This is a genomic window from Gluconobacter oxydans DSM 3504 (assembly GCF_000583855.1).
Lineage (GTDB): Bacteria > Pseudomonadota > Alphaproteobacteria > Acetobacterales > Acetobacteraceae > Gluconobacter > Gluconobacter oxydans.
Genome location: NZ_CP004373.1, coordinates 2,855,834 through 2,882,437, shown reverse-complemented (window position 1 = coordinate 2,882,437; position 26,604 = coordinate 2,855,834). Strand labels below are relative to the sequence as shown.

23 protein-coding genes and 1 tRNA gene are annotated in these 26,604 nt (G+C 61.4%); 9 read left to right on the top strand and 15 right to left on the bottom strand.

From position 1 onward, the window contains the following. Nucleotides 1-224: 224 nt before the first annotated feature. Both rpsT and mutM read right to left on the bottom strand, forming a co-directional pair. A complete protein-coding gene (gene rpsT, locus GLS_RS12860) occupies nucleotides 225-494 on the bottom strand; it encodes a 30S ribosomal protein S20 (protein WP_011253998.1) in 270 nt (89 codons plus the stop codon). Between the two features lie 126 nt (nucleotides 495-620). Further along, on the bottom strand, nucleotides 621-1,454 hold the full coding sequence (gene mutM, locus GLS_RS12855; RefSeq protein WP_041112513.1) for a bifunctional DNA-formamidopyrimidine glycosylase/DNA-(apurinic or apyrimidinic site) lyase: 834 nt from the start codon (nucleotides 1,452-1,454) through the stop codon (nucleotides 621-623). A gap of 30 nt (nucleotides 1,455-1,484) precedes the next feature. Here mutM and GLS_RS12850 point away from each other — a divergent pair, with 30 nt between their 5' ends. The 5 genes from GLS_RS12850 (at nucleotide 1,485) to GLS_RS12830 (ending at nucleotide 7,025) form a co-directional block, all read left to right on the top strand. Further along, a complete protein-coding gene (locus GLS_RS12850; protein ID WP_011253996.1) occupies nucleotides 1,485-2,273 on the top strand; it encodes a class I SAM-dependent methyltransferase in 789 nt (262 codons plus the stop codon). A 4-nt stretch (nucleotides 2,274-2,277) separates the two neighbouring features. Continuing rightward, nucleotides 2,278-3,468, top strand: a complete 1,191-nt coding sequence (coaBC, locus tag GLS_RS12845) for a bifunctional phosphopantothenoylcysteine decarboxylase/phosphopantothenate--cysteine ligase CoaBC (protein ID WP_041112512.1) — start codon at nucleotides 2,278-2,280, stop codon at nucleotides 3,466-3,468. A gap of 28 nt (nucleotides 3,469-3,496) precedes the next feature. Next, nucleotides 3,497-3,952 carry a dUTP diphosphatase gene (gene dut / locus GLS_RS12840; protein WP_011253994.1) on the top strand — a complete coding sequence of 152 codons (456 nt, stop codon included), beginning with the start codon at nucleotides 3,497-3,499 and terminating at the stop codon, nucleotides 3,950-3,952. Nucleotides 3,953-4,042: 90 nt separating this feature from the next. Next, the gene (locus GLS_RS12835) at nucleotides 4,043-5,686 is read left to right on the top strand and encodes an ABC transporter permease subunit (RefSeq protein WP_041112511.1); all 1,644 of its coding nucleotides are present in this window, start codon (nucleotides 4,043-4,045) and stop codon (nucleotides 5,684-5,686) included. A 25-nt stretch (nucleotides 5,687-5,711) separates the two neighbouring features. After that, the gene (locus tag GLS_RS12830) at nucleotides 5,712-7,025 is read left to right on the top strand and encodes an ABC transporter ATP-binding protein (protein ID WP_011253992.1); all 1,314 of its coding nucleotides are present in this window, start codon (nucleotides 5,712-5,714) and stop codon (nucleotides 7,023-7,025) included. A 9-nt stretch (nucleotides 7,026-7,034) separates the two neighbouring features. Here GLS_RS12830 and GLS_RS12825 read toward each other — a convergent pair whose 3' ends face one another. From GLS_RS12825 to GLS_RS12815, 3 genes are all read right to left on the bottom strand, one after another. After that, nucleotides 7,035-8,417: a DUF2252 domain-containing protein gene (locus GLS_RS12825; RefSeq protein WP_041112510.1), complete on the bottom strand. Its 1,383-nt coding sequence runs from the start codon at nucleotides 8,415-8,417 to the stop codon at nucleotides 7,035-7,037. A gap of 53 nt (nucleotides 8,418-8,470) precedes the next feature. Next, complete coding sequence (msrA, locus tag GLS_RS12820) at nucleotides 8,471-9,016, bottom strand: peptide-methionine (S)-S-oxide reductase MsrA (protein WP_041112509.1); 546 nt, start codon at nucleotides 9,014-9,016, stop codon at nucleotides 8,471-8,473. A gap of 86 nt (nucleotides 9,017-9,102) precedes the next feature. Further along, nucleotides 9,103-11,049 (bottom strand): CocE/NonD family hydrolase, encoded by a 1,947-nt coding sequence (locus GLS_RS12815; protein WP_041112508.1) that lies wholly within the window; start codon nucleotides 11,047-11,049, stop codon nucleotides 9,103-9,105. Between the two features lie 152 nt (nucleotides 11,050-11,201). Here GLS_RS12815 and ilvD point away from each other — a divergent pair, with 152 nt between their 5' ends. Next, complete coding sequence (gene ilvD / locus GLS_RS12810) at nucleotides 11,202-13,058, top strand: dihydroxy-acid dehydratase (protein ID WP_041112507.1); 1,857 nt, start codon at nucleotides 11,202-11,204, stop codon at nucleotides 13,056-13,058. Here ilvD and GLS_RS12805 read toward each other — a convergent pair. The 4 genes from GLS_RS12805 to GLS_RS12790 form a co-directional block, all read right to left on the bottom strand. Beyond that, the gene (locus GLS_RS12805) at nucleotides 13,036-13,914 is read right to left on the bottom strand and encodes a hypothetical protein (RefSeq protein ID WP_041112506.1); all 879 of its coding nucleotides are present in this window, start codon (nucleotides 13,912-13,914) and stop codon (nucleotides 13,036-13,038) included. The genes ilvD and GLS_RS12805 overlap by 23 nt on opposite strands. Then, entirely contained in the window at nucleotides 13,907-16,573 is a 2,667-nt protein-coding gene (locus tag GLS_RS12800) for a valine--tRNA ligase (RefSeq protein WP_041112505.1), read from the bottom strand. Before GLS_RS12800 ends, GLS_RS12805 begins: the two co-directional genes overlap by 8 nt. 55 nt (nucleotides 16,574-16,628) lie before the next feature. Beyond that, nucleotides 16,629-17,021 (bottom strand): DUF2497 domain-containing protein, encoded by a 393-nt coding sequence (locus GLS_RS12795; RefSeq protein WP_226986593.1) that lies wholly within the window; start codon nucleotides 17,019-17,021, stop codon nucleotides 16,629-16,631. Nucleotides 17,022-17,182: 161 nt separating this feature from the next. Further along, nucleotides 17,183-18,640 carry a TolC family outer membrane protein gene (locus GLS_RS12790; RefSeq protein ID WP_226986592.1) on the bottom strand — a complete coding sequence of 486 codons (1,458 nt, stop codon included), beginning with the start codon at nucleotides 18,638-18,640 and terminating at the stop codon, nucleotides 17,183-17,185. A 156-nt stretch (nucleotides 18,641-18,796) separates the two neighbouring features. On the opposite strand from GLS_RS12790, the gene GLS_RS12785 reads away from it, so the two are divergent. Then, nucleotides 18,797-18,870 (top strand) — tRNA-Cys (locus GLS_RS12785). 38 nt (nucleotides 18,871-18,908) lie between these two features. Here GLS_RS12785 and glk read toward each other — a convergent pair. Continuing rightward, entirely contained in the window at nucleotides 18,909-19,877 is a 969-nt protein-coding gene (glk, locus tag GLS_RS12780; RefSeq protein WP_011253919.1) for a glucokinase, read from the bottom strand. A gap of 112 nt (nucleotides 19,878-19,989) precedes the next feature. Then, the gene (locus GLS_RS12775) at nucleotides 19,990-20,793 is read right to left on the bottom strand and encodes an SDR family NAD(P)-dependent oxidoreductase (RefSeq protein ID WP_041112932.1); all 804 of its coding nucleotides are present in this window, start codon (nucleotides 20,791-20,793) and stop codon (nucleotides 19,990-19,992) included. Between the two features lie 139 nt (nucleotides 20,794-20,932). Between GLS_RS12775 and GLS_RS12770 the strand changes: the two genes are divergently transcribed. Next, the gene (locus GLS_RS12770; protein ID WP_052327592.1) at nucleotides 20,933-22,126 is read left to right on the top strand and encodes a hypothetical protein; all 1,194 of its coding nucleotides are present in this window, start codon (nucleotides 20,933-20,935) and stop codon (nucleotides 22,124-22,126) included. A 24-nt stretch (nucleotides 22,127-22,150) separates the two neighbouring features. Here the strand turns inward: GLS_RS12770 and thiL are convergent, their stop codons facing one another. Genes thiL through nrdR form a run of 3 tightly spaced genes read right to left on the bottom strand, consistent with a single transcriptional unit; the run spans nucleotide 22,151 to nucleotide 24,111 of the window. Next, nucleotides 22,151-23,128: a thiamine-phosphate kinase gene (gene thiL, locus GLS_RS12765; protein WP_041112504.1), complete on the bottom strand. Its 978-nt coding sequence runs from the start codon at nucleotides 23,126-23,128 to the stop codon at nucleotides 22,151-22,153. A 3-nt stretch (nucleotides 23,129-23,131) separates the two neighbouring features. Next, nucleotides 23,132-23,614, bottom strand: a complete 483-nt coding sequence (nusB, locus tag GLS_RS12760; protein ID WP_041112503.1) for a transcription antitermination factor NusB — start codon at nucleotides 23,612-23,614, stop codon at nucleotides 23,132-23,134. Then, nucleotides 23,611-24,111 (bottom strand): transcriptional regulator NrdR, encoded by a 501-nt coding sequence (gene nrdR, locus GLS_RS12755; RefSeq protein ID WP_011253914.1) that lies wholly within the window; start codon nucleotides 24,109-24,111, stop codon nucleotides 23,611-23,613. Before nrdR ends, nusB begins: the two co-directional genes overlap by 4 nt. Nucleotides 24,112-24,230: 119 nt before the next feature. Here nrdR and GLS_RS12750 point away from each other — a divergent pair, with 119 nt between their 5' ends. Then, the gene (locus tag GLS_RS12750; protein WP_041112930.1) at nucleotides 24,231-24,722 is read left to right on the top strand and encodes a copper chaperone PCu(A)C; all 492 of its coding nucleotides are present in this window, start codon (nucleotides 24,231-24,233) and stop codon (nucleotides 24,720-24,722) included. Between the two features lie 6 nt (nucleotides 24,723-24,728). Here the strand turns inward: GLS_RS12750 and recQ are convergent, their stop codons facing one another. Then, nucleotides 24,729-26,597 (bottom strand): DNA helicase RecQ, encoded by a 1,869-nt coding sequence (gene recQ / locus GLS_RS12745; RefSeq protein WP_041112502.1) that lies wholly within the window; start codon nucleotides 26,595-26,597, stop codon nucleotides 24,729-24,731. Nucleotides 26,598-26,604: the final 7 nt, after the last annotated feature.

The following is a 26,604-nucleotide window of genomic DNA, read 5'->3' as shown; positions in this document are numbered from 1 at the left end:
GAGAAGCCAGAGCATCCGATACCTTTTTGTCGAACCCCCAGAATAGGCGTCCGCTCAGCCCGAAGCAAGCTGGAACACGAAGGGTTCAGCGGGATGTCATGAGGGTGTTCCCCATCGGCAACCCGGGGTCAGATGCTTGGGAAAAAGATGTCAGGAGCTGCAGTCAAAAAAGAACGCGCTCCTGGAGGGGAGCGCGTTCTTCAGTTCCGACCCGAAGGTGAAGCTCAGGCGGTTGCCAGAGCCTTCACGCGGGCGGACAGACGGGACAGCTTGCGGCTGATCGTGTTCTTGGCAATCACGCCCTTGCCTGCTGCGCGCTGCATTTCCGGCTGTGCAACCTTGAAGGCCTCGGCAGCAGCGGACTTGTCACCGGCCTGGATGGCGAGTTCAACCTTCTTGATGAACGTACGCATGCGGGACATGCGGGCAACGTTGCGCTCACGGCGACGTTCGTTCTGACGGATACGCTTGCGGGCAGAAGCTGTGTTTGCCATGGATCTTTCGGTTCAGTTTGCGTTTTGGTCGCGTAAATGGTTGGCGCCGTCTACTCTGTCCGGACGGGTCACGTCAAGCGTTTTGCACATTTTACACAGGATGGGGGCATCTTCCTGTCACGCTGTCTATTTCTGGCAGGTCGGACAAAAGAACGTCGAACGGCCTGACTGTGTGATGCGCTGGACCGGATGGTCTGCTCCACAGTTCGGGCATGGAGCCCCTTCGCGTCCATAGACGAGGTGCAGGTCCTGAAACCCGCCTTTCGTGCCGTCAGCCTGCACATAGTCGCGCAGGGACGATCCTCCGGACGCGATGGCTTGTTCCAAGATCTGCGGAATGGCCTCCGCAAGAGCGGCGGTCTCTTCTCCCGTCAGGGTACAGGCCTGCCGTGCGGGATGAATGCCGCAGCGGAACAGCGCCTCGCACACATAGATATTGCCCAGACCTGCGATCAGTTTCTGATCCAGTAGTGCGGATTTGATCGGCGAGCGCCTGCCCCGGAACAGGTCCGCCAGTGCCGGACCGGTCATGGCGTCCGAGAGAGGCTCCATTCCCAGATGGGCCAAAAGGCGGTGACTGTCCTCTTCAGATGTCCGAACCAGATCGACCATGCCAAAGCGCCGGGGATCGACCAGCCCTGCCCTTGCGCCACTATCCGTTTCAAGGACCAGATGCTCGTGTGCCGGCGGAGTCGCGTTTGTTCTCGCCCGGCCAATCGTGAGTCGGCCCGACATGCCCAGATGCAGCAGCATGCTCCATCCGCCTTCAAGACGCATGAGAATATACTTCGCGCGCCTGCGGAACGAGAGAACGTGATGGCCTTCCAGCTTTTCCCGCAGATCAGCGGGAAACGGCCAACGAAGGTCGAGGCGATTAACGGAAACATGGCTGATTCGGTGCCCTTCAAAGGCATCACGAAATCCGCGCATGACGGTTTCGACTTCTGGAAGCTCTGGCATGGCTGGCCTCAACGATATATCGATTGCCCCATGACCGATAGCGCAGAACACAACGCCTCGCCCTTCCAGTCCTCCGCACACGCCGAGGACACCACCGATTTCGGCTACCGGAGTGTTCCGCGCGGCCAGAAGAAAACGATGGTCCGGGAGGTGTTCGAGAGCGTCGCCGGGAAATACGACATCATGAATGACGTGATGTCGCTGGGTATCCACCGCGTCTGGAAGCGCATTTTCGTGGGCATGCTCAATCCGCGCCCGAACATGAAGCTGCTGGATCTGGCGGGTGGTACAGGTGACATCACCTTTGGCTGGCTTCGTGCCGGCGGTGGCCCTGCCATCCTGTCCGACATCAATGCCGCCATGCTTTCCGTGGGACGGGACCGTGCCATCAAGGCCGGACTGATCGGCAAGATCGAAGTCTGCGTCGTGGACGCGGAAGCCATCCCCCTGCCCGACTGCTCCGTCGATCGCGTGACCATCGCTTTTGGCCTGCGCAACTGCACGGACAAGGACGCAGTGCTGCGTGAGGCGCGTCGTGTCCTCAAGCCGGGCGGCCGCTTCTTCTGCCTGGAGTTCTCGCAGGTCGAGGTCGCAGCCCTCGCGCCGATCTATGACATGTGGTCCTTCCAGGTTCTGCCCAAGATGGGCCAGATCATTGCCAAGGATTCCGAGAGCTACCAGTATCTCGCAGAAAGCATCCGCATGTTCCCCGATCAGGAAACGCTGGCGCAGATGATGCGCGATGCCGGGCTCGAGCAGGTCCAGTACCGTAATCTGTCGGGTGGCATTGCCGCCATCCATTCCGGCTGGCGTCTGTAAAACCATGCGCCGCGTCCTGCTGATCGTCTCGGGTGGCATTGCGGCCTTTCGGGCGCTTGAGCTGGTGCGGCTGCTGCGGGCTGAGGGCATTGCCGTCACGCCCGTCATGACCGAGGCTGCCAAGGCTTTCGTCACCCCGCTCAGCCTTGAGACACTGGCAGGCGAGCGCGTGCATGACGCGCTGTTCGAGCCGACGCAGGAAAGCGAGATCGGACATATCGCCCTCGCCCGAAGCGCGGATCTCGTGGTCGTCTGTCCCGCCACCGCCAACCTCATGGCGCGCATGGCCCATGGTTTTGCCGATGATCTGGCGACCACACTTCTGCTCGCGACCACATCCCCCATTCTGCTGGCCCCGGCCATGAATGTGCGGATGTGGGAACACCCCGCGACGCAGGCCAATCTGAAAGTTCTCGAAGCACGCGGCGTTTCCATCGTCGGGCCGGATGTGGGAAGCATGGCCTGCGGAGAAGTCGGCGCCGGCCGTCTGAGCGAGCCGCCCGCAATCCGCGATGCCATCCTGCGCATCCTGACGCCGGACCGCTCCCTGGCCGGACGCCGCATTCTCGTAACGGCTGGCCCGACCGTCGAGCCGCTCGATCCCGTGCGCTTCCTGTCCAACCATTCTTCCGGCCGACAGGGCTACGCCATTGCAGCGGCTCTGGTGGCGCGGGGCGCGGACGTCACGCTGGTCAGCGGACCGGTGTCGATCCCAGTGCCTGACGGCGTCCATCGCATCTCCGTTCAGACCGCCCGTGAGATGCTGGCAGCCTGTGAAGCTGCCCTGCCGGTCGATGCTGCCGTCTGCACCGCCGCCGTCAGCGACTGGCGTGCAAAGAAACTGGCGCCGGGAAAGATCAAGAAGACGGGTGACGGACCGCCCAGACTCGAACTCGTGGAAAACCCCGACATTCTGGCGACGCTCTGCCGTGCCACCCAACGGCCTAGCCTTGTCGTGGGGTTTGCTGCCGAGACGGATGATGTTCTGGACAACGCCCAGGCCAAGCGTCTGCGCAAGGGGTGCGACTGGCTGGTGGCCAATGATGTGCGTCAGGGCGTGTTCGGTGCCATGCGCAATACCGTCAGCCTGATCGACGATAATGGCGTTCAGAGCTGGCCGGAAATGGATAAAACCGACGTCGCGGAACAGCTTGCGCAGAGGATTGCGGCCTTCTTTGCCGATCCGTCTTCATAGGCATCGCGATCCGGGATAAGACAGAGGCATGACGACAGACCTGATTGATGTGCGCATCACGCGCCTGCCTCATTCCGAAGGCCTTCCCCTTCCCGCTTATGCCACTGCCGGTGCCGCAGGATTCGATTTTCTGGCCGCGGTAGATGCTCCCATGACGATCGCTCCGGGCGAGCGCGTTCTGGTGCCGACCGGGCTGTGCATTGCCCTGCCCCCCGCCTACGAGCTTCAGGTCCGTCCGCGCTCGGGTCTGGCCCTCAAGCATGGGATCACGCTGCCGAACTCACCCGGCACCATCGACGAAGATTATCGCGGCGAACTCCGCATCATCGTCATGAATGCGGGCACCGAACCCTTCACTGTCGAGCGTGGCACCCGGATCGCGCAGGGCGTGCTGGCCCCGGTCTCCCGCCTGCGCTGGACGGAAGTCGAGACGCTGGACGAGACGGCGCGTGGCGAGGGTGGCTTTGGCAGCACCGGCCACTGATCCGGCCGGTGATATGCAGAAAACACTTGAGCCTTCCAGACGTCTCTTTCTAACCTCTGGTTTCCATCAAGAGGAAGGATCGCGCGCATCATGACGGGCAGCCCGATGGCCATGCCCATGCGGATCATGCATCGCTGGCGCCAGCGCATGAGCGGCATCGAACTTTCGATCCTGTTCTGCGCGACCGCTTTTGCACTTCTGGTGCTGCCCCGCGCTTCTGTCGCGCCTGTCCTGTCCGCCATGCCACCGGGTGCTCCCCTGCCGTTGTGGGACATGGCGGGGCTGACCGTCCTGCATGTGATCCTGTCCCTGCTGATTGTGGTGGCAGCATCGCTGCTTCTGTCAGGTGCGGCGTGCCAGTGGCCCCGTTTCAGGGCATTTCTCATCCCCGCCCTCTCTGTTGCCCGTGCCGTTCCGGGCCTCGGGCTGATCGGGATCCTGGCTGCGCTCTTTCCTCCGGCCCTGACCATCATGCTGGTTGCCGCGTCCAGCATGATCTGGCGGATCGTGACGGCTGTGCTCGACGCGGAAGACACGCTTCCCCCCGCGCTTGATGAAGTCGCGACCGGCCTGCGCATGACCGGTTGGCAGCGTTTCTGGCGCCTTCAGATGCCAATCGCCGTACCCCTGACGACCTTCAGGGCCATGCAGGCTATGCCGGCCTTCTGGGTCCGGCTACTGTCCGCCGAAGGTCTGATGATGCTGATGAGCCATCAGGCAACAGGCGGATGTGGTGCAGCCGCCCTGCAGGCCATGCTGGACCATCATCCGCTCCGGATCGTCGAAGTTTCCGGGATCATTCTTCTGCTGATTCTCGTGATCGATCAGGCTCTCATGCGTCCCATGGTGGGCTGGGCGCAGCGTTATCGGCCCGAAGGCCCGTTCGAGGAACGCGCACGCCCGCAATCCTGGCTGCTGACGATCTGGCGGCGCACAAAGCTCATGCTCTGGCTCAGCGGGAACGTGAGTGATGCCCTCGTCTGGATCGGGAACTGGCGCCTGGGTCGTCCGCGCAGCATCCTGCCCGAGCGCCACAGGACAGTCCGGGAACTTCCAGAGGCGCTCCTGCCTGTCGTTTCCCTGTTTCTTCTGGTTTATGCGGTCTATCACGCCGGCCTCCTGCGGCAGGTTCCCGCGGATCTGGCCGAGAGCGTGCTCACGCTTTCGCATGTGTGTGGGACGCTGCTCCTGTGTGTACTGGTCTGGGTTCCGCTGGGTCTGCTTATCAGCGAGCACGGATCTTCCCTGCGCAATGTCTGCCGGATGGCCGTGATGGCCTGTGGTCTTTTTCCGGCCGTGCTCCTCTATCCGCTCTGTCGGGAGCTGGGGCTCGATTCACCGGTCATTCTTCTCTTTCTGGGCGCGCACTGGCTGGTCGGGATCGTCATGCTCGACGCGGCGAAAGCTATTCCCTCAGGTCTGAGACAGGTCGCAGCGGGTCTGCGGCTGCGGGGTGTCCTGTTGTGGCGGCGCCTTCTCCTGCCGGCCATCGCGCCGGAACTGTGCGGCGGCCTGCTGACGGCGGTGGTGCCGGTCTGGAATGCGGTGATGGTGGCGGAGGCTTTTGTGCCGTCCGATAGTGGCCTTGGTGCTGCCCTGCTCTCAGAGGCCCTGAGCGGGGCCGTAGCAGCACAGATCCTCGCGCTGATGCTGCTGACGCTTCTTTCCATGCTGCTGGATCGACTGGTCCTGCAACCTCTCGCCGTGAATGCGGCCCAGAAATATACGATTTGAACCTCAGGCTGAAATCCACAGACCCATGAAATCTCTCCTGTCCCTTCGCGAATGTCGCCAGACCTATCTCAAGGAGAGCAGCACGGATCTGGTCGTGCTCGATCATGTCAGCTTCGATGTGCGGACGGGTGAAATCCTGGGGCTTCTCGGGCGTTCCGGCTCCGGGAAATCCTCCCTGCTGCGGATCATGGCCGGGCTGACGCCGCCGATGTCAGGACAGGTGTTCTGGCAGGGGGCGCCCGTAACAGGCCCTTTGGATGGTGTGGCGACGGTCTTTCAGTCTGGCGCGCTCTTTCCCTGGCTGACCCTGCGGCAGAATGTTGCGCTGGGCCTGGAAATGCGCCGCCTGCCCCGTGCCGAGCGCGAAGCCATGACCGATGCCGCCATTGAGGTCATGGGGCTTGAAGGCTACGAGAATGCATACCCCAAGGAACTGTCCGAAGCGCTTAGCCAGCGGGTCTCCTTTGCTCGCGCACTAGCGCTTCAGCCGTCCCTGCTCCTGCTGGACGAGCCGTTCTCGGCGCTGGATGTCCTGAGTGCTGAAAACCTGCGAACTGATCTGATCGAACTATGGGATGAAAAGCGCCTGCCGCTCAAGGCCATGCTGCTTGCAACACACGGGATCGAGGAGGCGGTTCTGATGTGTGACCGCATCCTTATTTTCTCCTCCAGCCCCGGCCGCGTAACACACGAGATCGCCGTCCCCTTCCCCCATCCGCGCAATCGCGACGACGAGGATTTCCGCCGCTTCGTGGACCAGATCTACGCGCTCATGACACGCCGTGCGCCCATCGTTTCCGAGGCGGATCCCGTCCAGCCACCCGTTGCCTCGGCCACAGCGCTTCCACCCTTCTCCATCGTGCTGCCGGATCTGGCGGTCGAGGTTCTGGTCGGACTGATGGAAGTGCTGGAAAGTGAGCCACTCTCAGGACGGGCCGATCTGCCCGAACTGGCACAGCGCCTCCAGATGACGCTGGATGACCTCCTGCCGCTGGGTGAGTCACTTCAGCTTCTGGATCTGGCGGAGCTTGAGGATGGCGACATTCTGCTGACGCCCGATGGTCAGGCCTTTGTCGAAGGCGATTCCGACACCCGCAAGGACCTGATGCGTAAAGCGCTTCTGCACCACCTGCCCCTGCTTCGCTCCATCCGCAGCACGCTGGACGAGCGTTCGAGCCACACCGTGGATGCGGCCCGGTTCCGCAAGGCCATGGAAGAGAGCATGTCACCCGATTATGCGCGGCAGACCCTCACCACGGCCATCGGCTGGGCCCGCTATGCCGAGCTGTTCGACTATGATGAGGAATCCGACCGCTTCCATCTGGAAAACGAAGAATAAGCTCGCGCCTCAGGCGCAGCAGACGCGCTTGTCCGCGATGGCCTGCGTGAAGGCTTTCCAGTCCTTCTCGCTCTGATCGGCATAGAGCACTGCAAAATCGGCAATGGCGCGGGCAAAGGAATGTCCCTTCCCCAGATAGCCGGCCAGCAGGGGCAGATCGGCGGAGCGGCCATGTGAACGGCCCAGGGTCCGCCCGCAGAGTGCGGCATATTCCGGCAGCAGCGCGTCCTCGATTTTCTCGCCGATCATGGCCAGACGGACATCCTTGGTCTGGCGCACATAGAAGTCCCGACCGCCGCCGGCCTTGCGTCCGGTCTGGTCGGTGGTGCGTTTTCCAGTGGTGTGCGTCCAGCCCAGAAACGTATCCGAACTGGCCTGCATGATGCGCTGCCCGGTGACGACCCGTTCCCCATGATTGGGCAGGTCCACAGCGCCCTGGAAAGGTTCGAGAACGGAGGTCTGGGCTTCCTTGATCTGAAGGATCAGGGGCTCGTTATCGGCGGTCGTGAACAGTCCGAGCGCACAGAACGTCCCGACACTGCCAATGCCGACGACCTTGAACAGCACGTCCTGCAGGGCATAGCGCTCCAGAACGATCCTGCGTTCTGGCGGCAGGTCACTGACATAGCGTGCGAAGGCACCACGGACGATATCATTGTGCTGCGGCAGGCGTGTGACGAAAGGCGGATGTTCCTTCAGGCGCCCCGCGGATTTGGGATCGATCATGCCGAAATGGCCGGAAATGGCCCCGAGTTCCGACTGGATCTTCTCCATCATGCCCGTGCGGATCCTGTCGTCCACGATCCCGTCAATGACTGCCCGCACATCGATCCGTTCGTTCCAGGCCTGAAGCGGCGGAAGCTTCGACAGACGGGCAATTTCATCGACGTAATGCTGAACGGCCGAGACAGCCAGACGACGGCAGTGCTTTTCGGACAGCGCAGCCTCGCGCCCCGCCAGCACAAGGCTCGTCGCCAGACGCTTGAGGTCCCACTCGAACGTCGCGGGAGCGGTTTCATCGAAATCGTTGATATCAAAGACCGGAAGCCCTTCCGGAGACGGATAGCATCCGAAATTGTCCAGATGGCAGTCCCCGCAGGACTGCACCCGCAACCCGGTCTTTGGTGTGAAGGACAGGTCAGACGCCATGACAGCCGCTGCCCCGCGCAGGAACGCGAAGGGCGAGGCCTTCATGCGCTGATGGCGGATCGGCAGTAGATCCGCGATCCGGCTCTTCCCCTGCTCCAGCAGTATCCCGATCGGATCAGGGCGCTTTGCGGGCGGAACCCACAGGGCGTGGCTGCTGCGCTTGACGGTCTTGCGCAGGGCCACGCCGGCTTCATAGCGGGCCTGACGGGTACGGAGCGGCGGGAAAGAAGGTGTCTTTGTCATGGTTTGTCACGATATCCGAAAAACGCTCCGCAACAAAGCACCCGTCCTCCGCCTCAGTCAGGCTGCTTGAGGCGGTCGCGGTAAAGCTTGCGGGCCTTGGCGACCTTGGGAGCCACCACGGCTGCACAATACGCCGTCTGCGGGTTGCGGGCGAAATAATCGTGATGCTTTTCCTCGGCGGGCCAAAAATGGGCGGGCCCTTCGATGGAGGTCACGATCGGATCAGGCCAGATGCCTTCGGATGCAATTTCGTCCCGTACCTTGCAGGCTGTTTCCTGCTGGGCGGCATCCCCGAAAATGACGGAGCGGTACTGCGTGCCGACATCGTTGCCCTGCCGGTTGAGCTGTGTGGGATCATGCGTCGTGAAAAACACGCGCAAGACGTCTTCCAGACCGATTTCGGCCGGATCGAACACGACCTTCACGACTTCGGCATGGCCCGTCCGTCCAGTGCAGACGGCTTCATAGCTTGGATTGTCGACGGAGCCGCCGGCATAGCCCGGTTCGGCCGAAATGATGCCGCGCAGACCGGTAAAGACGGCCTCGACGCACCAGAAGCAGCCTGCGCCAAGAAGGATGGAAGACTGTTGGGTCGTCATGATGATGCTCCGCTAAAAGGATCAGCCCTCCTATATGGGAAGGCTGATCCTGTCTGACGAGTTACCGGATGGAGTGAAGCGTGGGATTACTGCGCGGGTGCGACGGTCGGGAGCCAGATGGCGCTGGCATGATCGCCACCGCGATGGATGGTCTGGGTCGCGACGTGATAGTCCGAAGCCTTGGCGTCGAAAATGTTCGGCACGAAGGTCTGCGGATTGCGGTCATAGAGCGGGAACCAGCTCGACTGGATCTGGACCATGATCCGGTGCCCCTTCTGGAACACATGGTTCATGGCCGGAAGCGTAAAGCGGTATTCCTGCACCTGCCCCGCCGGAATGGCGGACGGATGCGTAAAGCTCTGCCGGTAACGTCCGCGGAAAATATCCATCGACATCGGCAGCTCATAGCCACCCATCTGTGGATTATCCGGCGTCAGACCGGGCTGGACATCGATGATCTTCACCACAAAATCCGCATCCGTTCCCGTGGTGCTGGCGAAAATATCGGCCGTCGGCACACCCGATACCGTGACCGGAGCATCAAGCACGGGTGTTTCGTAGGTCAGGACGTCCGGGCGGCTTTCGGCGAACCGCTGGTCGGTCACGAGCCAGGCCTTCCAGCGCGGATCCTCGCCCATCATGTACGGACGCTGGACGAAAGGCACCGGATGGGCCGGGTCGGAGACATAACTGTCCGTGCCAGGCAGCGTGCGCTTGAAAGCCAGACCATGATCCGGCTGCAGATACAGGCGCTCACCCTTCTGCATGCAGGTCGTGGTGCAGTCGCTCAGCCAGTTGCGGAAGTGATCCCAGTGGTTCTCACCGGTATTGTAAATGATGGCTTCATCCAGATGCGGATCAGGCGCGTTCTTCAGATAATGATCGAAGAACGGACGCATGACATTGGCGCGGTACCACAGGGCGGTGTCACCGTTGAAATGTAGCGGGCCAAGCGTGGAGCCATCATAGTTCACGCCGCTATGACGCCACGGCCCCATGACGAGGATGTTCGGAACCTGCGTGTGATGCGCCTTCAGGTTCATCCACGAATGGATCGCACCCCACATGTCTTCCTGATCCCACAGACCCTGCTCCCAGATCGTCGGAACCTTGAGCGGCTTCTTCACAATCAGCTGGTCCAGCGCCTGATCCTGCCAGAAGGCGTCATAGGCGGGATGGGCCTTCATGCGGCGCCACCAGGGGAACTGGTCCAGCCCGGCCTTCGTCGCGAAATTGCCGGTCGAGACATCGGCGAGGAACGTCGTGTAGTCGTCCGCATCCGGGCGGGGAATGGACGGACCGGATCCGGCTTCCGTCATCTGCGCCGTGAAATAGTCCAGTCCCGGCTGGCGGAACGCGCCATAATGGAACCAGTCATCGCCCATCCAGCCATCGACCATCGGGCTCTCCGGTGCCGCCACCTTCAGGGCCGGATGCGGATCGAGGAGCGCCATGACGACGGTCCAGCCCTCATAGGACGATCCGGTCATGCCGACCTTGCCGTTGCTCTCGGGCAGGTTCTTCACCAGCCAGTCGATCGTGTCCCAGGCGTCGGTCGTATCGTCTGTTTTGGTCGGGTTCAGCGGGCCGATCGGCGGCCGCGTCATGACATAGTCGCCCTGTGAGCCATACTTGCCACGAACGTCCTGAAAGACGCGGATATAGCCTTCATCCACGAACACGCCGTCACCCTGCGGCAGAATGGCGCGCATGGTCGAGGCATCGGGAACGCGGTTGGCGCGTTCGCTGGCATGATAGGGCGTGCGGGTCAGCAGGATCGGGGCGTTCTTTGCGCCCTTGGGGATCACGATGACCGTATGCAGCTTGATGCCATCACGCATGGGGATCATCACGTCGCGCTTGATGTAATCGCGCTGGTCGATCGGCATGCTGACATGGGCGGGAATGTCGCTGCCCGTCTGGATCATGTCAGGCGTGACCGCAGGGGTGGATGTGGCGGGTTCGGCGGCCTGTGCCGCACACAGGAATGTCGCGGCCAGAGCGGTGCCGAGGCTCAGAAAATGACGTCTCACGAAAGGCTCCTGATCTTTGTTGCGAGTTTGGACCGGACAGAGTCTTTCGGGCAAGGGGAGCCGGCCTGGCTTTTCATATCTTTCCTGCACTGGCTTCTGTGCGCCTGATTCGCTATGGATCAGGGCCTTCTCCTGTCATGAAAGTATCTTCCATGCCCGCCTATCGCTCCCGCACCACCACACATGGCCGCAACATGGCTGGCGCACGTGCGCTCTGGCGGGCGACGGGCATGAAGGACGGCGATTTCGGCAAGCCCATTATCGCGATCGCCAATTCCTTCACGCAGTTCGTGCCTGGCCATGTCCATCTGAAGGACATGGGCAGTCTGGTGGCCTCCGCGATCGAGGAAGTCGGCGGAATTGCCAAGGAATTCAACACGATCGCAGTGGATGACGGCATCGCCATGGGCCACGGCGGAATGCTGTATTCCCTGCCCTCGCGTGAACTGATCGCGGATTCCGTGGAGTACATGGTCAATGCGCACTGCGCCGATGCGATCGTCTGCATCAGCAACTGCGACAAGATCACGCCGGGCATGCTGATGGCCTCCATGCGGCTGAACATCCCTGTCGTGTTCGTCTCCGGTGGCCCGATGGAAGCCGGCAAGATCAACGGCCCGGGTGTGACGCGCAAGCTGGATCTGATTGATTCCATGGTCGCGGCCGCCAATCCGGACGTGTCCGACAGCGAGTCCGAACAGATCGAACGCTCCGCCTGCCCCACCTGCGGCTCCTGCTCGGGCATGTTCACGGCCAATTCCATGAACTGCCTGACCGAGGCGCTGGGCCTGTCCCTGCCCGGAAACGGCTCCTTGCTCGCTACCCACAGCGACCGCCGCGAACTGTTCCTGAGCGCAGGCCGTCGGATCGTGGAACTCGCCCGCCGCTGGTACGAACAGGACGATGCTTCCGTCCTGCCCCGCAGCATTGCCACGCGCGCAGCCTTCGAGAACGCCATGACGCTCGATATCGCCATGGGCGGCTCGACCAACACGGTTCTGCATCTTCTGGCCGCAGCCCGCGAAGGCGAAGTCGATTTCCACATGCACGACATCGACCGCCTGTCGCGCCGTGTGCCCAATCTGTGCAAGGTCGCACCGGCCAAGAATGACGTGCACATGGAAGACGTCCATCGTGCCGGCGGCATCCCCGCCATCCTGGGTGAGCTGGACCGCGCGGGCCTGATCCACAAGGATGTTCCGACCGTCCACGCACCGACACTCGGGGACGCACTGAAGAAGTGGGACATCCTGAACGGCGACGAAGAAGCAGCCCATTTGTTCAAGGCCGCGCCTGGTAATGTCCGGACCGTTCATGCCTTTTCGCAGTCCAGCCGCTACCACGAACTGGATCAGGACCGCGAAGGCGGCGTCCTGCGCGACAAGGCGCATGCCTTCTCGCAGGATGGCGGTCTGGCCGTGCTCTACGGCAACCTTGCTGAAGACGGCGCCATCGTCAAAACGGCCGGTGTCGAAGCCAGCATCCTGACCTTCACGGGAACGGCGCGGGTCTTCGAGAGCCAGGACGATGCCGTGGCGGCTATCCTGGGTAACCGCATCGTGGCCGGTGACGTCGTGGTCATCCGCTACGAAGGCCCCAAGGGCGGCCCTGGCATGCAGGAAATGCTGTATCCGACGAGCTATCTGAAATCGAAGGGTCTGGGCAAGGTCTGCGCCCTGATCACGGATGGCCGCTTCTCAGGCGGAAGCTCGGGCCTGTCCATCGGCCACATGTCCCCCGAAGCCGCCGAAGGTGGCCTGATCGGTCTGGTCGAGGACGGCGATCGCATCGAGATCGACATCCCGAACCGCACCCTGCACCTCGCCGTTTCGGACTCTGATATTGCCGACCGCCGTGAGCGCATGAATGCGCGTGGTGCAAATGCCTGGAAGCCGAACCGTGAGCGCGTGGTCTCGAAAGCCCTTCAGGCCTATGCCGCAATGACCACGAGCGCGGCCCATGGCGCCGTTCGCGATCTGTCGCAGATCATCGTGAAGACGCGGATCTGATCGCGCTTTCCACGGCGTCCTGCAATTCGGCGGACGCCAGCATCTTCGAGGCGACATGGCCGGTCGCCGGGACGAGCGTAATCGTCCAGCCAAAGGGAACATTGAGCTTTTCAGCCTGTTCCCGGCCCTGGGCATAGGCCCACTGCCCACGTTCAAGGCGGTTGCGGCCCTGTTCTGTCGCTGCGGGAATATGTTCTGTGGCTGAGGACGTTTCGGTGTCTTCAGCTCCCAGAATGACGGCGATATTTCGTGAAAGATAGCGCTTGAGGTCCGGAAGACTGCCGGATTCCGGCCAGTTGCGGAACCCGTAAGGAACCGCTGTCTCCGTTTCAGGCTCCACATAGGTCGCGGGGTTCATGATGACCGTCATGACCTCTTCGCCCGGAGCATAGGCTTCGACCCGTTCCAGATACTGCGCTCCGGCGGAGTGCCCCATCAGAATGATCGGCACGCGCGGCTCGCCCGAAACCGCCCGCGCCCACTGCTCCAGCAGCTTCATGTAGGTCGCCGCAGGGGGCGTCCGCTGTAACGCCGGAAAACCACCGCGCTGATATTGCTGAACGGAGAACCGCGCCACCGGAAAGTCGGGCGCAAACACCAGACTGCACTCATGTCTGGCGAGCGGGATCGTGTCATCGCGATAGGTGGCGCTGTTCCGGTTCTTTCCCGCAAGCACGAACAGGATGGCCCGGATCTGACACGACGCCGGGCGGAAGACCGAAACCTCGAAACGCTCCCCCGCGAGGGTCGCAGTCTCAAGGCTTCGCCCCGCCGGTAAAGCCTGGGCCTCGGCCACGCCTGCCATGACGGCAAGAATGGCTCCTGCAAGGCAGGCGGCCGTTTTCAACTCAGGCAAGACGCCCCAGAGCCGCCTTCAGCCGCTCCAGATCGCTCTGGAAAGTCGCCAGACGGTCGCGGTTTTCTTCCACGACTTCCGGCTTGGCGCGGGCCACGAAGTCCGCGTTGTCCAGCTTGCGCGTTACCTTGAGGATCTCGCCTTCAATCCGGGTTATTTCCTTGGCAAGTCGCGCCCGTTCCGCATCAAGGTCGATCAGACCTTCCAGCGGAATGAAGACAGTCGCTTCATCCAGAACGAGCTGGGCCGCATTGCGCGGCGCATCTTCGCCAACAACACCCACGTCCGAAACACGGGCCATACGGCCAATGGCCTCAGCCCAGGTCTTTGCACGCTCCAGATTTTCCGGCGCGGCATCACGCAGCAGCAGCGGTGCCTTCTGTGACGGCGGAATGTTCATTTCCGAACGCACCGTCCGGACATCCCCGATCAGCCGGATCACCCAGTCCAGTTCGGCGCGGGCTTCGTCGGCCCGGGTCACCGTCATGATCTCCGGCCAGCGGATCTCCTCGAATTTGCCCGGATAGCCAAGCTCCTGCCACAGCGTCGCTGTCACGAACGGAATGACCGGCTGCATCAGACGCAGGATCAGCCCCAGAACATGCGCGCTGACAGCCCGCAACTCGGCGGTTTCCTCGTTTTCCGCCGCAAAGACGGGCTTCGAGAACTCCACGAACCAGTCACAGAAACGGCTCCAGACGAACCGGTAGCAGCAGTTGGCATATTCATCGAAACGATAGACCGAGAGGGCCCGCCCCGCTTCGGTAATGGCATCGTTCGCTTCCGTCAGGATCCACCGCCCAAGCGCGCTCTTGACGCTTGCCGGATCGAAGCCTTCCGTCGGCTTGGCACCGTTCATTTCAAGGAAACGCGCGGCATTCCACAGCTTCGTGACAAAGGCGCGGTGTTCTTCAACGCGTTTGCGCCCGAGCTTGATATCCCGTCCCGGCCCCGTGCCCGCACAGATCGCCAGACGCGTCGCATCCGCCCCGAACTCGGCCACAAGATCCAGCGGATCAAGACCGTTGCCCTTGGACTTGGACATCTTCTGGCCCTTCTCGTCCCGGACCAGTCCATGGATCAGGACAGTCCGGAACGGAACATCATCCATGAAGTGCAGACCCATCATCATCATCCGGGCAACCCAGAAGAAAATGATGTCAAAACCCGTAACCAGCACGCTGGTCGGATAATAACGGGCCAGCTCTTCCGTTTTGTCAGGCCAGCCAAGCGTCGTAAAGGGCCACAGGGCCGAGCTGAACCAGGTGTCCAGAACGTCCTCGTCCTGCGTAAGGCTTACGCCCTCGCCGGCCTGGGCTCGCGCATCCTGTTCATTTTCAGCGACATAGACTTTGCCATCCGCCCCATACCAAGCCGGGATCCGGTGTCCCCACCAGAGCTGCCGACTGATGCACCAAGGCTGGATATCGCGCATCCAGGCATGGAACGTGTTTTCCCACTGCCGCGGCTCAAAAGCGATCTTTCCGCTTTCGACCGCTTCCACAGCAGGGCCGGACAGGGTCTTGGCATCGCAGTACCACTGAAGCGTCAGGCGCGGCTCAACAATTGCACCGCCACGCTCCGCATGCGGCACCTGAAGCTTGTGCGGCTCGATCTTCTCCAGCCATTTCAGACGCTCAAGCTCGGCAACAACCTGCTTGCGGCCTTCTTCGCGGCTCAGCCCATTCAGGGATTCGACGAACGCAACCGAAGCCAGTCCTTCGACGTCGCGCAGCTCAGGGCGGATTTCCTCAATCCACAGACAGGCTGTTTCATCAAGAACCGTCGGAGCCGGCAGATTGTGACGCTTGCCGACTTCAAAGTCGTTGAAGTCATGTGCCGGCGTGATTTTGACGGCGCCTGTGCCCTTTTCCGGATCGGAATGCAGATCGGCGACAACAGGAATTCGACGTCCCGTAAGCGGCAGGATTACGGTCTTGCCGATCATGTCGGCATAACGCTCATCCTCGGGATGAACGGCCACCGCGACATCGCCCAGCATGGTTTCCGGACGTGTTGTAGCCACCGTGATGGTCCGACCATCTTCCAGCGGATAGCGGATGTACCACATGGACCCCTTGGTCTCGTGGTTTTCCACTTCTAGGTCCGAAATGGCCGAACGGAACTTCGGGTCCCAGTTCACCAGACGCCGGTCGCGATAGATCAGACCTTCATTATAAAGGGTAACGAAAACCTTCCGGACAGCACGAGACAATCCGTCGTCCATCGTAAAGCGCTCACGCTCCCAGTCCGCCGATGCGCCGAGCTTGCGGAGCTGCTTGACGATCGTGCCGCCGTATTCCTGCTTCCAGTCCCAGACGCGTTCGAGAAAACCTTCGCGCCCCAGAGCGGTTCTGCTAGTGCCTTCTTTATCGAGAGCACGCTCGACGACCATCTGCGTGGCGATGCCCGCGTGGTCCGTTCCGGGTTGCCAGAGGACATTGAATCCTTCCTGACGTTTCCAGCGAATCAGCATGTCCTGAAGGACAAAATTCAGGGAATGGCCGAGATGCAGCGTGCCCGTGACGTTCGGCGGCGGAAACATGATCGAAAAAGGCTCACCCGGCTGGTCGGGGTGAGCCCGGAAAGCGCCGCTTTTCTCCCACGCGTCGTAGAGGGCATTTTCGTGATCGGCGGGGACGAAGCTTTTTTCGAGCATGGTTATCCAGGAAAGTCAGTACAGCAGGTGGAAGGACGTGCTTCCACCGCCCTTCTTACTCTCGCGGACGCAGACGGGCAATTTCCGCACGGACAAGAATTTCAACCAGTGACGGAAGATGGGCATCCAGCCATGTACGCACCATGCTCCGGACTTCGCCTCGCACCATGTCCTCAATCGTCAGGCCGCTGCTCCGGCTGATGACAGTATCGGATGCAAGGGGGGTGGCTCCGCTGAATGCGGCGTGCAGTTCATCCAGAGAACGCTCCGCTGCGGCCACTGTCTGGGCGTTCATGAGGTCATCCTTGGCCGGTGAGCTCTGGGCAGGCTGAGCTGTCGGGGTGACTTCAGAGGCGGAAGCGGCGGCAGTCTCGACCTGAGCCGCTGTCACGGGCGGTGCGACCATCATGGAGTTATCGAGGGTCAGTTCTTCTTCTTGGGACGGCATGCTGGGCTTCTCCTCGGTCGATTCAGGCGATTTTGGATCTTCATGAAGAGCACGCCGGATCGAACTCAGGACGTCTGTCATTGCGTCGTTGGTGTGGTGATCTTGCTGGATCGAGTCAGAAGAAGTCATGGATTGTTAATATTCCGTTGTATTGAAAAATTTTATCGACCGGGCTGGTTGATCGCATAGTCGCTCAGACCCCACAGCCTGTTCTTGACCGCATTGTAATAGGCTTTTTCGTCATAAAGCGGGACGCCCAGTTTGAGATCGACGGCTGTAAGCCGTCCGATCGCGGCCGCGACGGCGTAGGAAGAGGTCACGAGGTTTGAAAGATGCTGCACCAGGGTCCGCTGGGACTGCAGCAGGGTCTGCTGCTGCTGAAGGACCGCGAGCGTCGTGCTCGTTCCCACGAGAGCCTGCCGTTCGACACCGTCCAGAGCGATCACATTTGCCGAAATGGCCATGCGGTCGCTGGAAATCGACTGCTTGAAGGAAACCATCTGCTGCCAGCTTGAAGCGGCCTTCTGAAGGGCCATTCTGCGCTGGACATCGACTTCACGGTGAGCGGCTTGAGCGTCCTGACGGGCACCTCGGATCGAGGCATATTCTGAGCCGCCCTGATAAAGAGGGACAGTGAACTCGATCTCACCGAATTTATTGTCCTGAAGTGAGTCGCCATAAGCCTGATTGACGGAATGCTGATAGTTCAGGCTCGCCGAAACCTTGGGCATGATCTGAGCAATCTGGACGGAAATATTGTCCTTACTCTGCGCTTCGGTGAAGAGTGCGTTGACGACCTGAGGGTTGTTCTGAACAGCAATGGCCACCGCTTCCTGCTCACTGTGTACGGGAAGGTTCAGAGGCTGCGGAGGCAGCAGATTTGGAGCTGCTGCGATGCCGACGATCTGGAGATAGGTCGCCTGGGCGCTCTGGAGTGTGCCCTCAGCCTGCTGCCGCTCTGCCGTGGCGCTGGCAAGAGCTGCTTGTGCCTGCGCCACGTCCGTCCGGGTGATTTCGCCAACGTGGAAACGTTCCTGAGTTGCTTCAACCTGCTGCTGCAGGACGTGTTCGTTGTTTATGGCGATCTGCAGGAGTTGCTCGTCTTCAACAATGCCCACGTAAGCACTGACGACATTGGTGAAGACGTCCTGTTCTGTCTGGATCAGATGGGCGCGTTCAGCCATGATCTGGTTCGTGGCTGCATGCACGCCAGCAACCGTCTTGCCACCCTGATAGAGTGGCTGGGTGATGGCGATGCTGCCCATATATCCAGGTGTCTGATAACGGCGTGCACTTCCGAGATAGCCACCTTTGGAGGCGTAATTGGTGCTGCCGTCGTAATAGGTGAGGTTCATGCCGCCCTGAACAGTGGGGCGCCAGCCTGCGAGAGCTGTGGGAAGCTGCTCGTCCGTGGCGCGAAGATGAGCCCGTTCTTCGCGCAGCGTCGGATTGGTCAGGTATGCCGTCGAGAGCGCTTCCTGAAGCGTGTGCGGGACGAAATTCGGTGAACCGCTGCCGTCATATTTCTGGGCAAGAGCAGTTCCGCTCAGGAGAAGCGACAGAAGACCAAGCCCGAGGGGGGCTTTGAATTTCATCGCGCCGTTGCATCCTGAAGTCATGAGATTTCCTGCTCTTTAAGTATGCATCATATCACAGCATTATGTGAATCAGTCCTTAATAGCCTGTTGGAAGGCAGAAGAAAAATCCTTCCGCAGATCAATTATCGGTCTTGACCCTTCGGGCGCTAAGAGAGATATAGCGCCTGTCTCCGCCGAGGTCCGGTGGCAGAATGGCGATGTAGCGGACTGCAAATCCGCGTATGTGGGTTCGATTCCCGCCCGGACCTCCAGAGATTTCTCCCCGGAAATCCAGACTTGTTTTCCGTTTTTACGGATGCGCTTCTGCGTATGCTGCAGCCGCGCCGAAAAGGCCGGGCTGAGGGTGCGTGATGATCTTGACCGGCATTTCGGTCATCATCGCCTCGAAGCGGCCCTTTGCGACGAAGCGTTCGGCGAATCCGGAATGGCCGAGGCTGTCGGCGAGACGTAGTCCTAGACCACCACCGATGACGACGCCACGTGCGCCATGTGCCAGCGCCAGATCGCCGGAAATGGCGCCCAGGCTGAGGCAGAAGCGTTCCAGGGCGGCCACCGCGACCGTATCGGAGCCATCAAGGGCGTTTTTCCACAAGGTGCGGTTATCACGCAGGGTGATGGGCCAGCCCTGCATCTCGGCAATGACTTCGTACAGATTGGTCAGGCCGGGGCCGGAGACGATCCGCTCGGCCGAGACACGGCGGAACCGCAGGCGCAGGGCGCTGAGGATCTTGTCTTCGAGTTCGTCGAGCGGCGGATAGTCCAGATGGCCGCCTTCGGTTTCCATGACAAAATAGCGGTCGCTGCGGCGAAGCAGACAGGCTGCGCCCAGTCCTGTGCCCGGGCCGACGATCGTGATGGCGCCTTCCGTCGGAAGGTCGATGTCCGGCCCGCAGAGATGTTTCATGTGCGAGGAATCGACCTGGGCCACGGCGTGAGCCACGGCTCCGAAATCGTTGACGAGCACGAAATTGTCGAGATGCAGGCGCGCGCCGAGCTGGCTCGGCTGGATGATCCAGGGATTGTTGGTCAGCTTGAGGATCTCGCCGCTTACCGGACAGGCCACCGCAATGCCGGCTTCGCGTGGAAGCGTCCGGTTCAGGGAACGGCCGAATGTTTCCCAGGCCAGTGCCAGACTGCCATGTTCCGCGCATTTCAGCGTCGTGGCCTCACCTAGTGAGACGACCTTGCCATCCTCGATGGTCGCGATTGCAAACCGTGCGTGCGTTCCACCGATATCGACGGCTACGATTTCCCTCATGGCACCTCAAATCCTCTGGCGATGCTGGCCGGTGGCCTGCGCTTTTTCCAATGCGCAGCAGTTGCCTACCGGTTCTGCTGCGTCAAGTTCCGGATTGTTCTGACAGCGTTCCTCAGCTGACCGGACGTTGCTTGACTTCGGCCGTTCTCAGCAGTCGGTGAACGATGGCGCGCGGCACGATCATTTCAAGAAAGCGGGCGATGGCGAAAGGCCACGGAAAGAGAAGATGTGCCCTGCCCTGCCCGATCGCGCGCGTGATCATGCGCGCGGCGCGGCGCGTCGAGACGAGGAACGGCCGGGCTCCTTCGAGACGCTGGCTCATGGGCGTGTCGACATAACCCGGAGAAATGAGGGTTACGGAGACATGATGCGGCGTCATGGCAGCATGAAGTGCCGTGCTGAAGCGCGCCAGACCGGCTTTTGAACCGCTATAGGCCGTGGCGACCGGAAGGTCGTGAAAGGCCGCTACCGAGCCTATGAGCGCAATACGGCCTGCTTTGCGGGCTGCCATACGCGAGGCCATTTCGGTTGCGAGGGTCGCGGGCGTCGTGAAATTGACGAGGGAAATATCGCGGACCTGTTCTGCTGTTTCGGTCAACGCGCCTTCCGGGCGGATATCGCCAAGTCCGGCTCCCAGGATCAGGATATCGATCTGGCGCGCGTCATCCGCCTTGCGCAGCGTCGTCAGGGCGTCATCGGTCCGGCACAGATCGAGCGACAGGATCTCGGCCGAAGCGCCTCTGCGGATGACTTGCGCGGCAACATCCTCAAGGCGTGCGGCGTTGCGTCCCCACAGCGTCAGATGCGTTCCAGGGCGCGCATACTGAAGGGCCAGCGCGGCGCCAATGCCGCTTGATCCTCCGGTAATAAGGACGTGAAATGGAGCATTCGAAGGGGAAACAGAAGCATCTGGCATGGAAAACCGCTTTATTCGTGGTCGGATCGGGGCTGGAAGGGTATAGCCCTCCCATGCAACAAGATGCGACCCCGTGCCGTACTGGCACATCACCCCGTCGGACGGGATGTTTTTTTCGATCAGAGGTACACCTGCCATTATGACACTGCCCGACAGGACTGACATCCCTGCGCCGCATGATGATCTTGTGGTTCGGCCAGTGACGACGCGGGCTGACCTCAAACTGTTCATGACGCTCCCGCGTCGCATCTATGCCGGAATGGCGGGTTTTGTCCCGGCTTTCGACATGGAACAGGATGATCTGCTCAATCCGAAGAAAGCACCGATTTTCCGCCATGCGAGCATCCGGTACTTTCTGGCCTGGCGCGGTAACACGGCCGTAGGGCGTATTGCCGCGATCGTGGATCATCGTGCCATCGAGCACTGGGGCATGAAGATCGGCTGTTTCGGTGCGCTGGATGCCGTTCCGGAAGGGAGCGTTGTCAGCGCTCTTCTGGAAACGGCACGGAGCTGGCTGCGTCTGCAGGGGATGCAGACGATGCGCGGCCCGGTCACCCTGAGTGGCAATGGCGAATCCGGTCTGATGGTCGAAGGACAGGACCAGCCCCTGATGGTTGCGATGCCCTGGCATCCGCGTCTGCTGGGCAAGCTGGTCGAGGATGCGGGTTACAAGCCTGTTGAGGATCTTCTCAGCTATAAGCTCGATCTGGACGATCAGACGGAGTCGCGTTTCAAGGTTCCGGGTGATCTGAAGATCGGCGAAGGGCGTCTTGGGGCCATTGCCATCAGGCGCCTGTCAAAGAAGCAGATTGCCCAGCAGGGCGAGATCCTGCGTCAGCTTTACAATGATGCCTGGAGCGACAAGTTCAACTTCGTGCCGTTGCAGGACTACGAAATGAAGGCCATGATCAAGCAGCTTGGTCCGGTCCTTCGTCCTGAACACTATGTCCAGATCGATCAGAATGGTGAGCCTGTCGCCATGGCGCTGGTTGTGCCCAATATTTACGATATTGCCGGCGATCTCGGTGGGGCACCCTCGCCTCTGGGCTGGGTGAAGCTGGTTGCACGCCTGACGACGCATCGCTTCCATTCGGCCCGTGTCATCCTTCTGGGCGTAACACAGCGTCTGCGCGGAACGGTTCTGGGTGCCCTGCTGCCTTCGCTGGCAATTGCCGAATTGATGCGTCGGCGGAAGTCCCTGCCCTATTCCTGGGTGGAACTGGGCTGGATCCAGGCCTCCGATTCCAACATGCGCAATCTGGCCGAGAGCATCGTGCCCGAACCGTACAAGCGGTATCGCCTTTACGAACGTCCGATCGACGATCCGGCCTGAAGCCGCACCTTCACAGGGCGTCTGTCAGAAATGCTGCCAGCCGCCCTGTTCCGGGGCGACTTCATCTCCCTTCCCATCCAAAATCCGGACCCCCGAACCGGTGCGTACCGTTCCGATGCGATGGACCGGAACTTCGGCAGCCTGACAGGCGGCCTGCAGCGCTGCTGAGCGTTCAGGCGCACAGGTGAGCAGCAGTTCGTAATCGTCGCCGCCACACAGGCGTCGCATGAGCCACTCATGCCCCAGTGAGGCCGCTGCAGACGAGACCGGTACGGCCTCTGCATTCACAACAAGCTGGACACCGGATTCCTCGGCGATATGGCCGCAGTCCTGGATCAGCCCGTCTGAAATATCCATCGCAGCGCTGACGATGCCGTGCAGATGAAGTCCTGTCCGGGGGCGTGGCAGATGATATCGTTCTGCCAGAAAGCCCGACGGGTCTTGCAGGCTGCCCTGCAGGACAAGGAGTCCCAGAGCCGCGTCGCCAATCGTGCCAGTGACCCAGATATCGTCCCCGGGTCTGGCTGTGCTGCGGCGGAGCGCCGTATTGTGCCGGAGTAGTCCGAATATGGTGGCGGAGAGGACCAGGGGGCCTGAAATGGAGGTGGTATCGCCACCGATCAGATGCACGCCGTAGCGTTTCTGGTCTTCCGCCAGTCCGTGGGAAAATGCGGCAAACCAGTTTTCGTCGTGCCGTCCGCCACGCGGAACGGTCACGTTCAGCGTATAGGCATGGGGCCTTGCACCCATGGCCGCCAGATCGGACAGGTTGCAGCGCAACAGTTTGCGGCCGAGGGTTTCCGGCGGATCATCCGGAAGGAAATGGACGTTCTCGACCATCGTGTCGGTCGAAATGGCGAATTCCTCGCCTTCAGGGCAGCGCATCAGGGCGCAGTCATCCCGCAGGTCGAGGCTTTCCGCCCCTGCGAGAGGCCGGAAGTGACGGGCGATAAAGCCGAACTCGCCTGCCCCAGCTGCTTCGGCCCCTGACGCGCCCGTCATGAATCAGACGTTGCCGTCGTTGGCGCGGCGGCTGAGGGTATCGAGGATCCCGTTGACCATCTTGGGTTCGTCACCCGAGAAGAAGCCGTGAGCCACATCCAGATATTCGTTGATGATGATGCGGTCCGGTGTGTCGGTGCCGATCTCGAACACGGCAGCGCGCAGCAGGGCACGCAGGACCGGGTCCAGACGCGGCAGCGGCCACTGTTCGGGCAGAACGTCGCTCAGCTTCGCATCGATATCGTCCTGACGTCGCGTGACACCAAGGACGATTTCCTGAAACAGCTTCAGGTCAGCGTCGGGAATGTGGCCATCGTCGAAGGACGCCGTGGAGCTGATGCGGCGGTGACGGATGAACTGGCTGATGACGGTTTCCGCCGTGTCGCCGGACTGTTCGCACTGGAACAGCGCCTGAACGGCTGCAACGCGGGCAATGGTCCGGCTGCGGCGCGTCGGATTTGCGGCGGGGGCGTCGGTGACGGTCATGGTGTCTCCTGGGAGTCGTCGGGGGACGGTGTGTCCGTTTCCCCGGGAATGGGTTTCATGTCGGCGAGGATTTTCGAGAACGCCTCGACCTCGCGGAAGTCGCGGTAGACGCTGGTGAAGCGGACATAGGCCACACCGTCCACTTCGCGCAATGCGTCCATCGCAAGCTGGCCGATGCGATGGGAAGAAATCTCGTGTTCCCCCGAGGCTTCAAGCTGCCGGACCAGCCCGTTGACCAGACGCTCCTGACGTTCTTCGGGAACCGGGCGCTTGCGCAGGGCGACGCGGATGGAGCGTGCGAGCTTGTCCCGGTCGAAAGGCACGCGACGCCCGTCCGCCTTGGTTACCGACAGTTCACGGAGCTGGACCCGCTCCACGGTCGTGAAACGCTGCGTACAGGCCGAGCAGACGCGCCGGCGACGGATCGCAACGCCGTCTTCCGTGGAGCGGCTGTCCTTGACCTGGGTGTCGTCATGTCCGCAAAAAGGGCAACGCATTCGCGATCCTGAAGTGTTCGGGCCTTGTCGTGGCCGGGGAAATGGGAGCACTTTACCGGATGATGCGTTCCGGCCCAAACGGGCTTCGTGAGTTCGCGCACAACACCGGGAGACTGTCGTTGAAACGGGTATCTGTCCTGACCGCCCTCTTTGCCCTTTCCACTGCCCAGGCCATGGCCCAGCAGGCTCTTCCGGGAACAGTGGTGGCGCCGGATGCCGATCATGATGCGCAGCGGGTCGTGGTTATGGACGGGACATTCCGCCCGTCAGCCTATTTTCCCAACCGTGGGGCCGGTTATTTCACGATTCGCAATGACGACAGCGTTGACCACCTGCTGAAGGGGATTTCATCCCCGCTGTGTCAGAATGTCGTTGCGCATCACACGAACCAGCAGCAGACGGACGGGGCAAACGATCTCTTCACGCATCTGGCGCTGCCGCACGACTCCACGATGATTTTCCCGCGTTCGGGTTACCACATGATGTGCATGGGAATCCGTCAGATGCCTGCCGCTGGCAGCAAGGTGCCGTTCACGTTCGAGATCCTCAATGGCGGCAGCATTACCGTCAGTTTTACTGTCACGGCGCCTGACGAACTGACGCACGACTGACGCTCTTTACTGGGCTGAGGCGGGTTCGCGGATTTCGCGCAGGACGGTCAGGACCGCAGCTCCGTAGCGGTCCAGTTTCGAGGCGCCGACGCCCTTGATGCTTCCCAGTTCAGCGCGGCTGGCAGGCTGTTCGCGGGCGATGTCCCGCAGCACCGAATCGTGGAAAATGACGTAGGGTGGGATTTCCTGTTCCCGTGCTTCGGAGAGGCGCCACTGGCGCAGGGCGTCGAAATACGGTTTTTCGTCTGCTGACAGGCGGTCATTTTCCGTATTGCCGTCCGAGCCCGCGCTGGCGGTCAGGGCGGCCTTGGCTTCCAACCTGAGTGCCACGCGCTCCTCGCCGCGCAGGATCGGACGCGCGATTTCGCTCTGAAGCGCGAGACTTCCATATTCGCCATGCATCCGGATGGCCCCGCGCGCGATCAGCTGCCGGATGACGGCGCGCCACCACTGCTCGCTGTGTTCCTTGCCGATCCCGAAAACCGAAAGATGCTGATAGGCATTGCGTTCGATGGTTTCGTTGAGCTTTCCACGCAGCACATTGGAAAGCTGGACTGCTCCGAGACGCTGGCCGGTGCGATAAATGGCTGAGAGGACTTTCTGGGCAGCCTGGGTGCCATCGAATGTCGATACGGGGCTGATGCAGTTGTCGCAGTGACCGCAGGGCTGCGCGAGGTTTTCTCCGAAACACGCGAGGAGTGCCTGTGTGCGGCAGCCTGTGGTCTCCGTGAGGGCGATCATGCTTTCCAGACGGGCCTGCATGACGCGCTTTTCGTGGTCGGGGGCGCTGGACTGTTCCAGCCAGTACCGCGCCCGGGCCATGTCCTCGCCGCCATAGAGCAGAAGCGTGTCCGAGGGCTCGCCATCGCGCCCTGCCCGTCCGATCTGCTGGTAATACGCTTCCGGCGAGGACGGCATGTCCAGATGGACGACGCAGCGGACGTCCGGGCGGTCGATCCCCATGCCGAATGCAATCGTCGCGACGATCACCATTTCCTCCCCCGAGCGGAAACGCATCAGCGTGGCCCGCTTCTCGACCGAAGAGAGGCCGGCATGGAATGGCAGTGCGGTCAGGCCCTTGTCCCGCAGCATGGTGGCGACGCGTTCCGTCTTGTTGCGACTGCCGCAATAAACGATGGAGGCGCCTTCGCGATGGCTCTGAAGCGTTTCGAGGAGTTGTCGGCTTTCGCTGGCCTTGGCGCGGGCTTCCACGATCAGGTTGGGGCGATGGAAGCTCGCCATCAGGACCCGCGCATCGGGCATACCGAGCGCGTTCAGGATATCATCCCGCGTCCGGGGATCGGCCGTAGCCGTCAGGGCAATGCGCGGGACGCCCGGGAACATTTCCGGCAGGCTGGCGAGTGCCCGGTATTCAGGGCGGAATTCATGGCCCCAGGCCGAAATGCAGTGTGCTTCGTCAATCGCGATCAGCGAGATCTGGCGTTTTGACAGGAAATTCGCTGTTGCAGGCTGAAGCAGGCGCTCTGGCGAAATATAGAGAATGTCGATCCGGCCATTGCGCAGATCGCTCTGAAGTTCGTCGCGCTCATCCGGCTCCAGCCCGGAATGCAGCGCGGCCGCGCGGACGCCGAGCTGTCTCAGGCCCGCAACCTGATCGTCCATCAGGGCGATCAGGGGAGAGATGACCAGACCCATGCCGTCCCGGCAGAGTGCGGGAACCTGATAGCACAGGCTCTTGCCACCGCCGGTCGGCATAAGGACGAGCACGTCCTCCCCCCGCATGACCGTTTCGACGGCGTCCTGCTGAAGGCCGCGGAAGCCAGGAAAGCCAAAAACTTCCGCCAGCACGCCTTCAGGTGTCGGAGGCTCATTCGATCCCGGGGCGACGGGAGGGCTGTTCTGCGCCTGCGGCATCCCGGGC

Bases quoted from the DNA above. Each gene is read 5' to 3' on its own strand.
- rpsT (WP_011253998.1), bottom strand. From the start codon at position 494: ATGGCAAACACAGCTTCTGCCCGCAAGCGTATCCGTCAGAACGAACGT.
- mutM (WP_041112513.1), bottom strand. From the start codon at position 1,454: ATGCCAGAGCTTCCAGAAGTCGAAACCGTCATGCGCGGATTTCGTGAT.
- GLS_RS12850 (WP_011253996.1), top strand. From the start codon at position 1,485: ATGACCGATAGCGCAGAACACAACGCCTCGCCCTTCCAGTCCTCCGCA.
- coaBC (WP_041112512.1), top strand. From the start codon at position 2,278: ATGCGCCGCGTCCTGCTGATCGTCTCGGGTGGCATTGCGGCCTTTCGG.
- dut (WP_011253994.1), top strand. From the start codon at position 3,497: ATGACGACAGACCTGATTGATGTGCGCATCACGCGCCTGCCTCATTCC.
- GLS_RS12835 (WP_041112511.1), top strand. From the start codon at position 4,043: ATGACGGGCAGCCCGATGGCCATGCCCATGCGGATCATGCATCGCTGG.
- GLS_RS12830 (WP_011253992.1), top strand. From the start codon at position 5,712: ATGAAATCTCTCCTGTCCCTTCGCGAATGTCGCCAGACCTATCTCAAG.
- GLS_RS12825 (WP_041112510.1), bottom strand. From the start codon at position 8,417: ATGACAAAGACACCTTCTTTCCCGCCGCTCCGTACCCGTCAGGCCCGC.
- msrA (WP_041112509.1), bottom strand. From the start codon at position 9,016: ATGACGACCCAACAGTCTTCCATCCTTCTTGGCGCAGGCTGCTTCTGG.
- ilvD (WP_041112507.1), top strand. From the start codon at position 11,202: ATGCCCGCCTATCGCTCCCGCACCACCACACATGGCCGCAACATGGCT.
- GLS_RS12800 (WP_041112505.1), bottom strand. From the start codon at position 16,573: ATGCTCGAAAAAAGCTTCGTCCCCGCCGATCACGAAAATGCCCTCTAC.
- GLS_RS12795 (WP_226986593.1), bottom strand. From the start codon at position 17,021: ATGCCGTCCCAAGAAGAAGAACTGACCCTCGATAACTCCATGATGGTC.
- GLS_RS12790 (WP_226986592.1), bottom strand. From the start codon at position 18,640: ATGACTTCAGGATGCAACGGCGCGATGAAATTCAAAGCCCCCCTCGGG.
- glk (WP_011253919.1), bottom strand. From the start codon at position 19,877: ATGAGGGAAATCGTAGCCGTCGATATCGGTGGAACGCACGCACGGTTT.
- GLS_RS12775 (WP_041112932.1), bottom strand. From the start codon at position 20,793: ATGCCAGATGCTTCTGTTTCCCCTTCGAATGCTCCATTTCACGTCCTT.
- GLS_RS12770 (WP_052327592.1), top strand. From the start codon at position 20,933: ATGACACTGCCCGACAGGACTGACATCCCTGCGCCGCATGATGATCTT.
- thiL (WP_041112504.1), bottom strand. From the start codon at position 23,128: ATGACGGGCGCGTCAGGGGCCGAAGCAGCTGGGGCAGGCGAGTTCGGC.
- nusB (WP_041112503.1), bottom strand. From the start codon at position 23,614: ATGACCGTCACCGACGCCCCCGCCGCAAATCCGACGCGCCGCAGCCGG.
- nrdR (WP_011253914.1), bottom strand. From the start codon at position 24,111: ATGCGTTGCCCTTTTTGCGGACATGACGACACCCAGGTCAAGGACAGC.
- recQ (WP_041112502.1), bottom strand. From the start codon at position 26,597: ATGCCGCAGGCGCAGAACAGCCCTCCCGTCGCCCCGGGATCGAATGAG.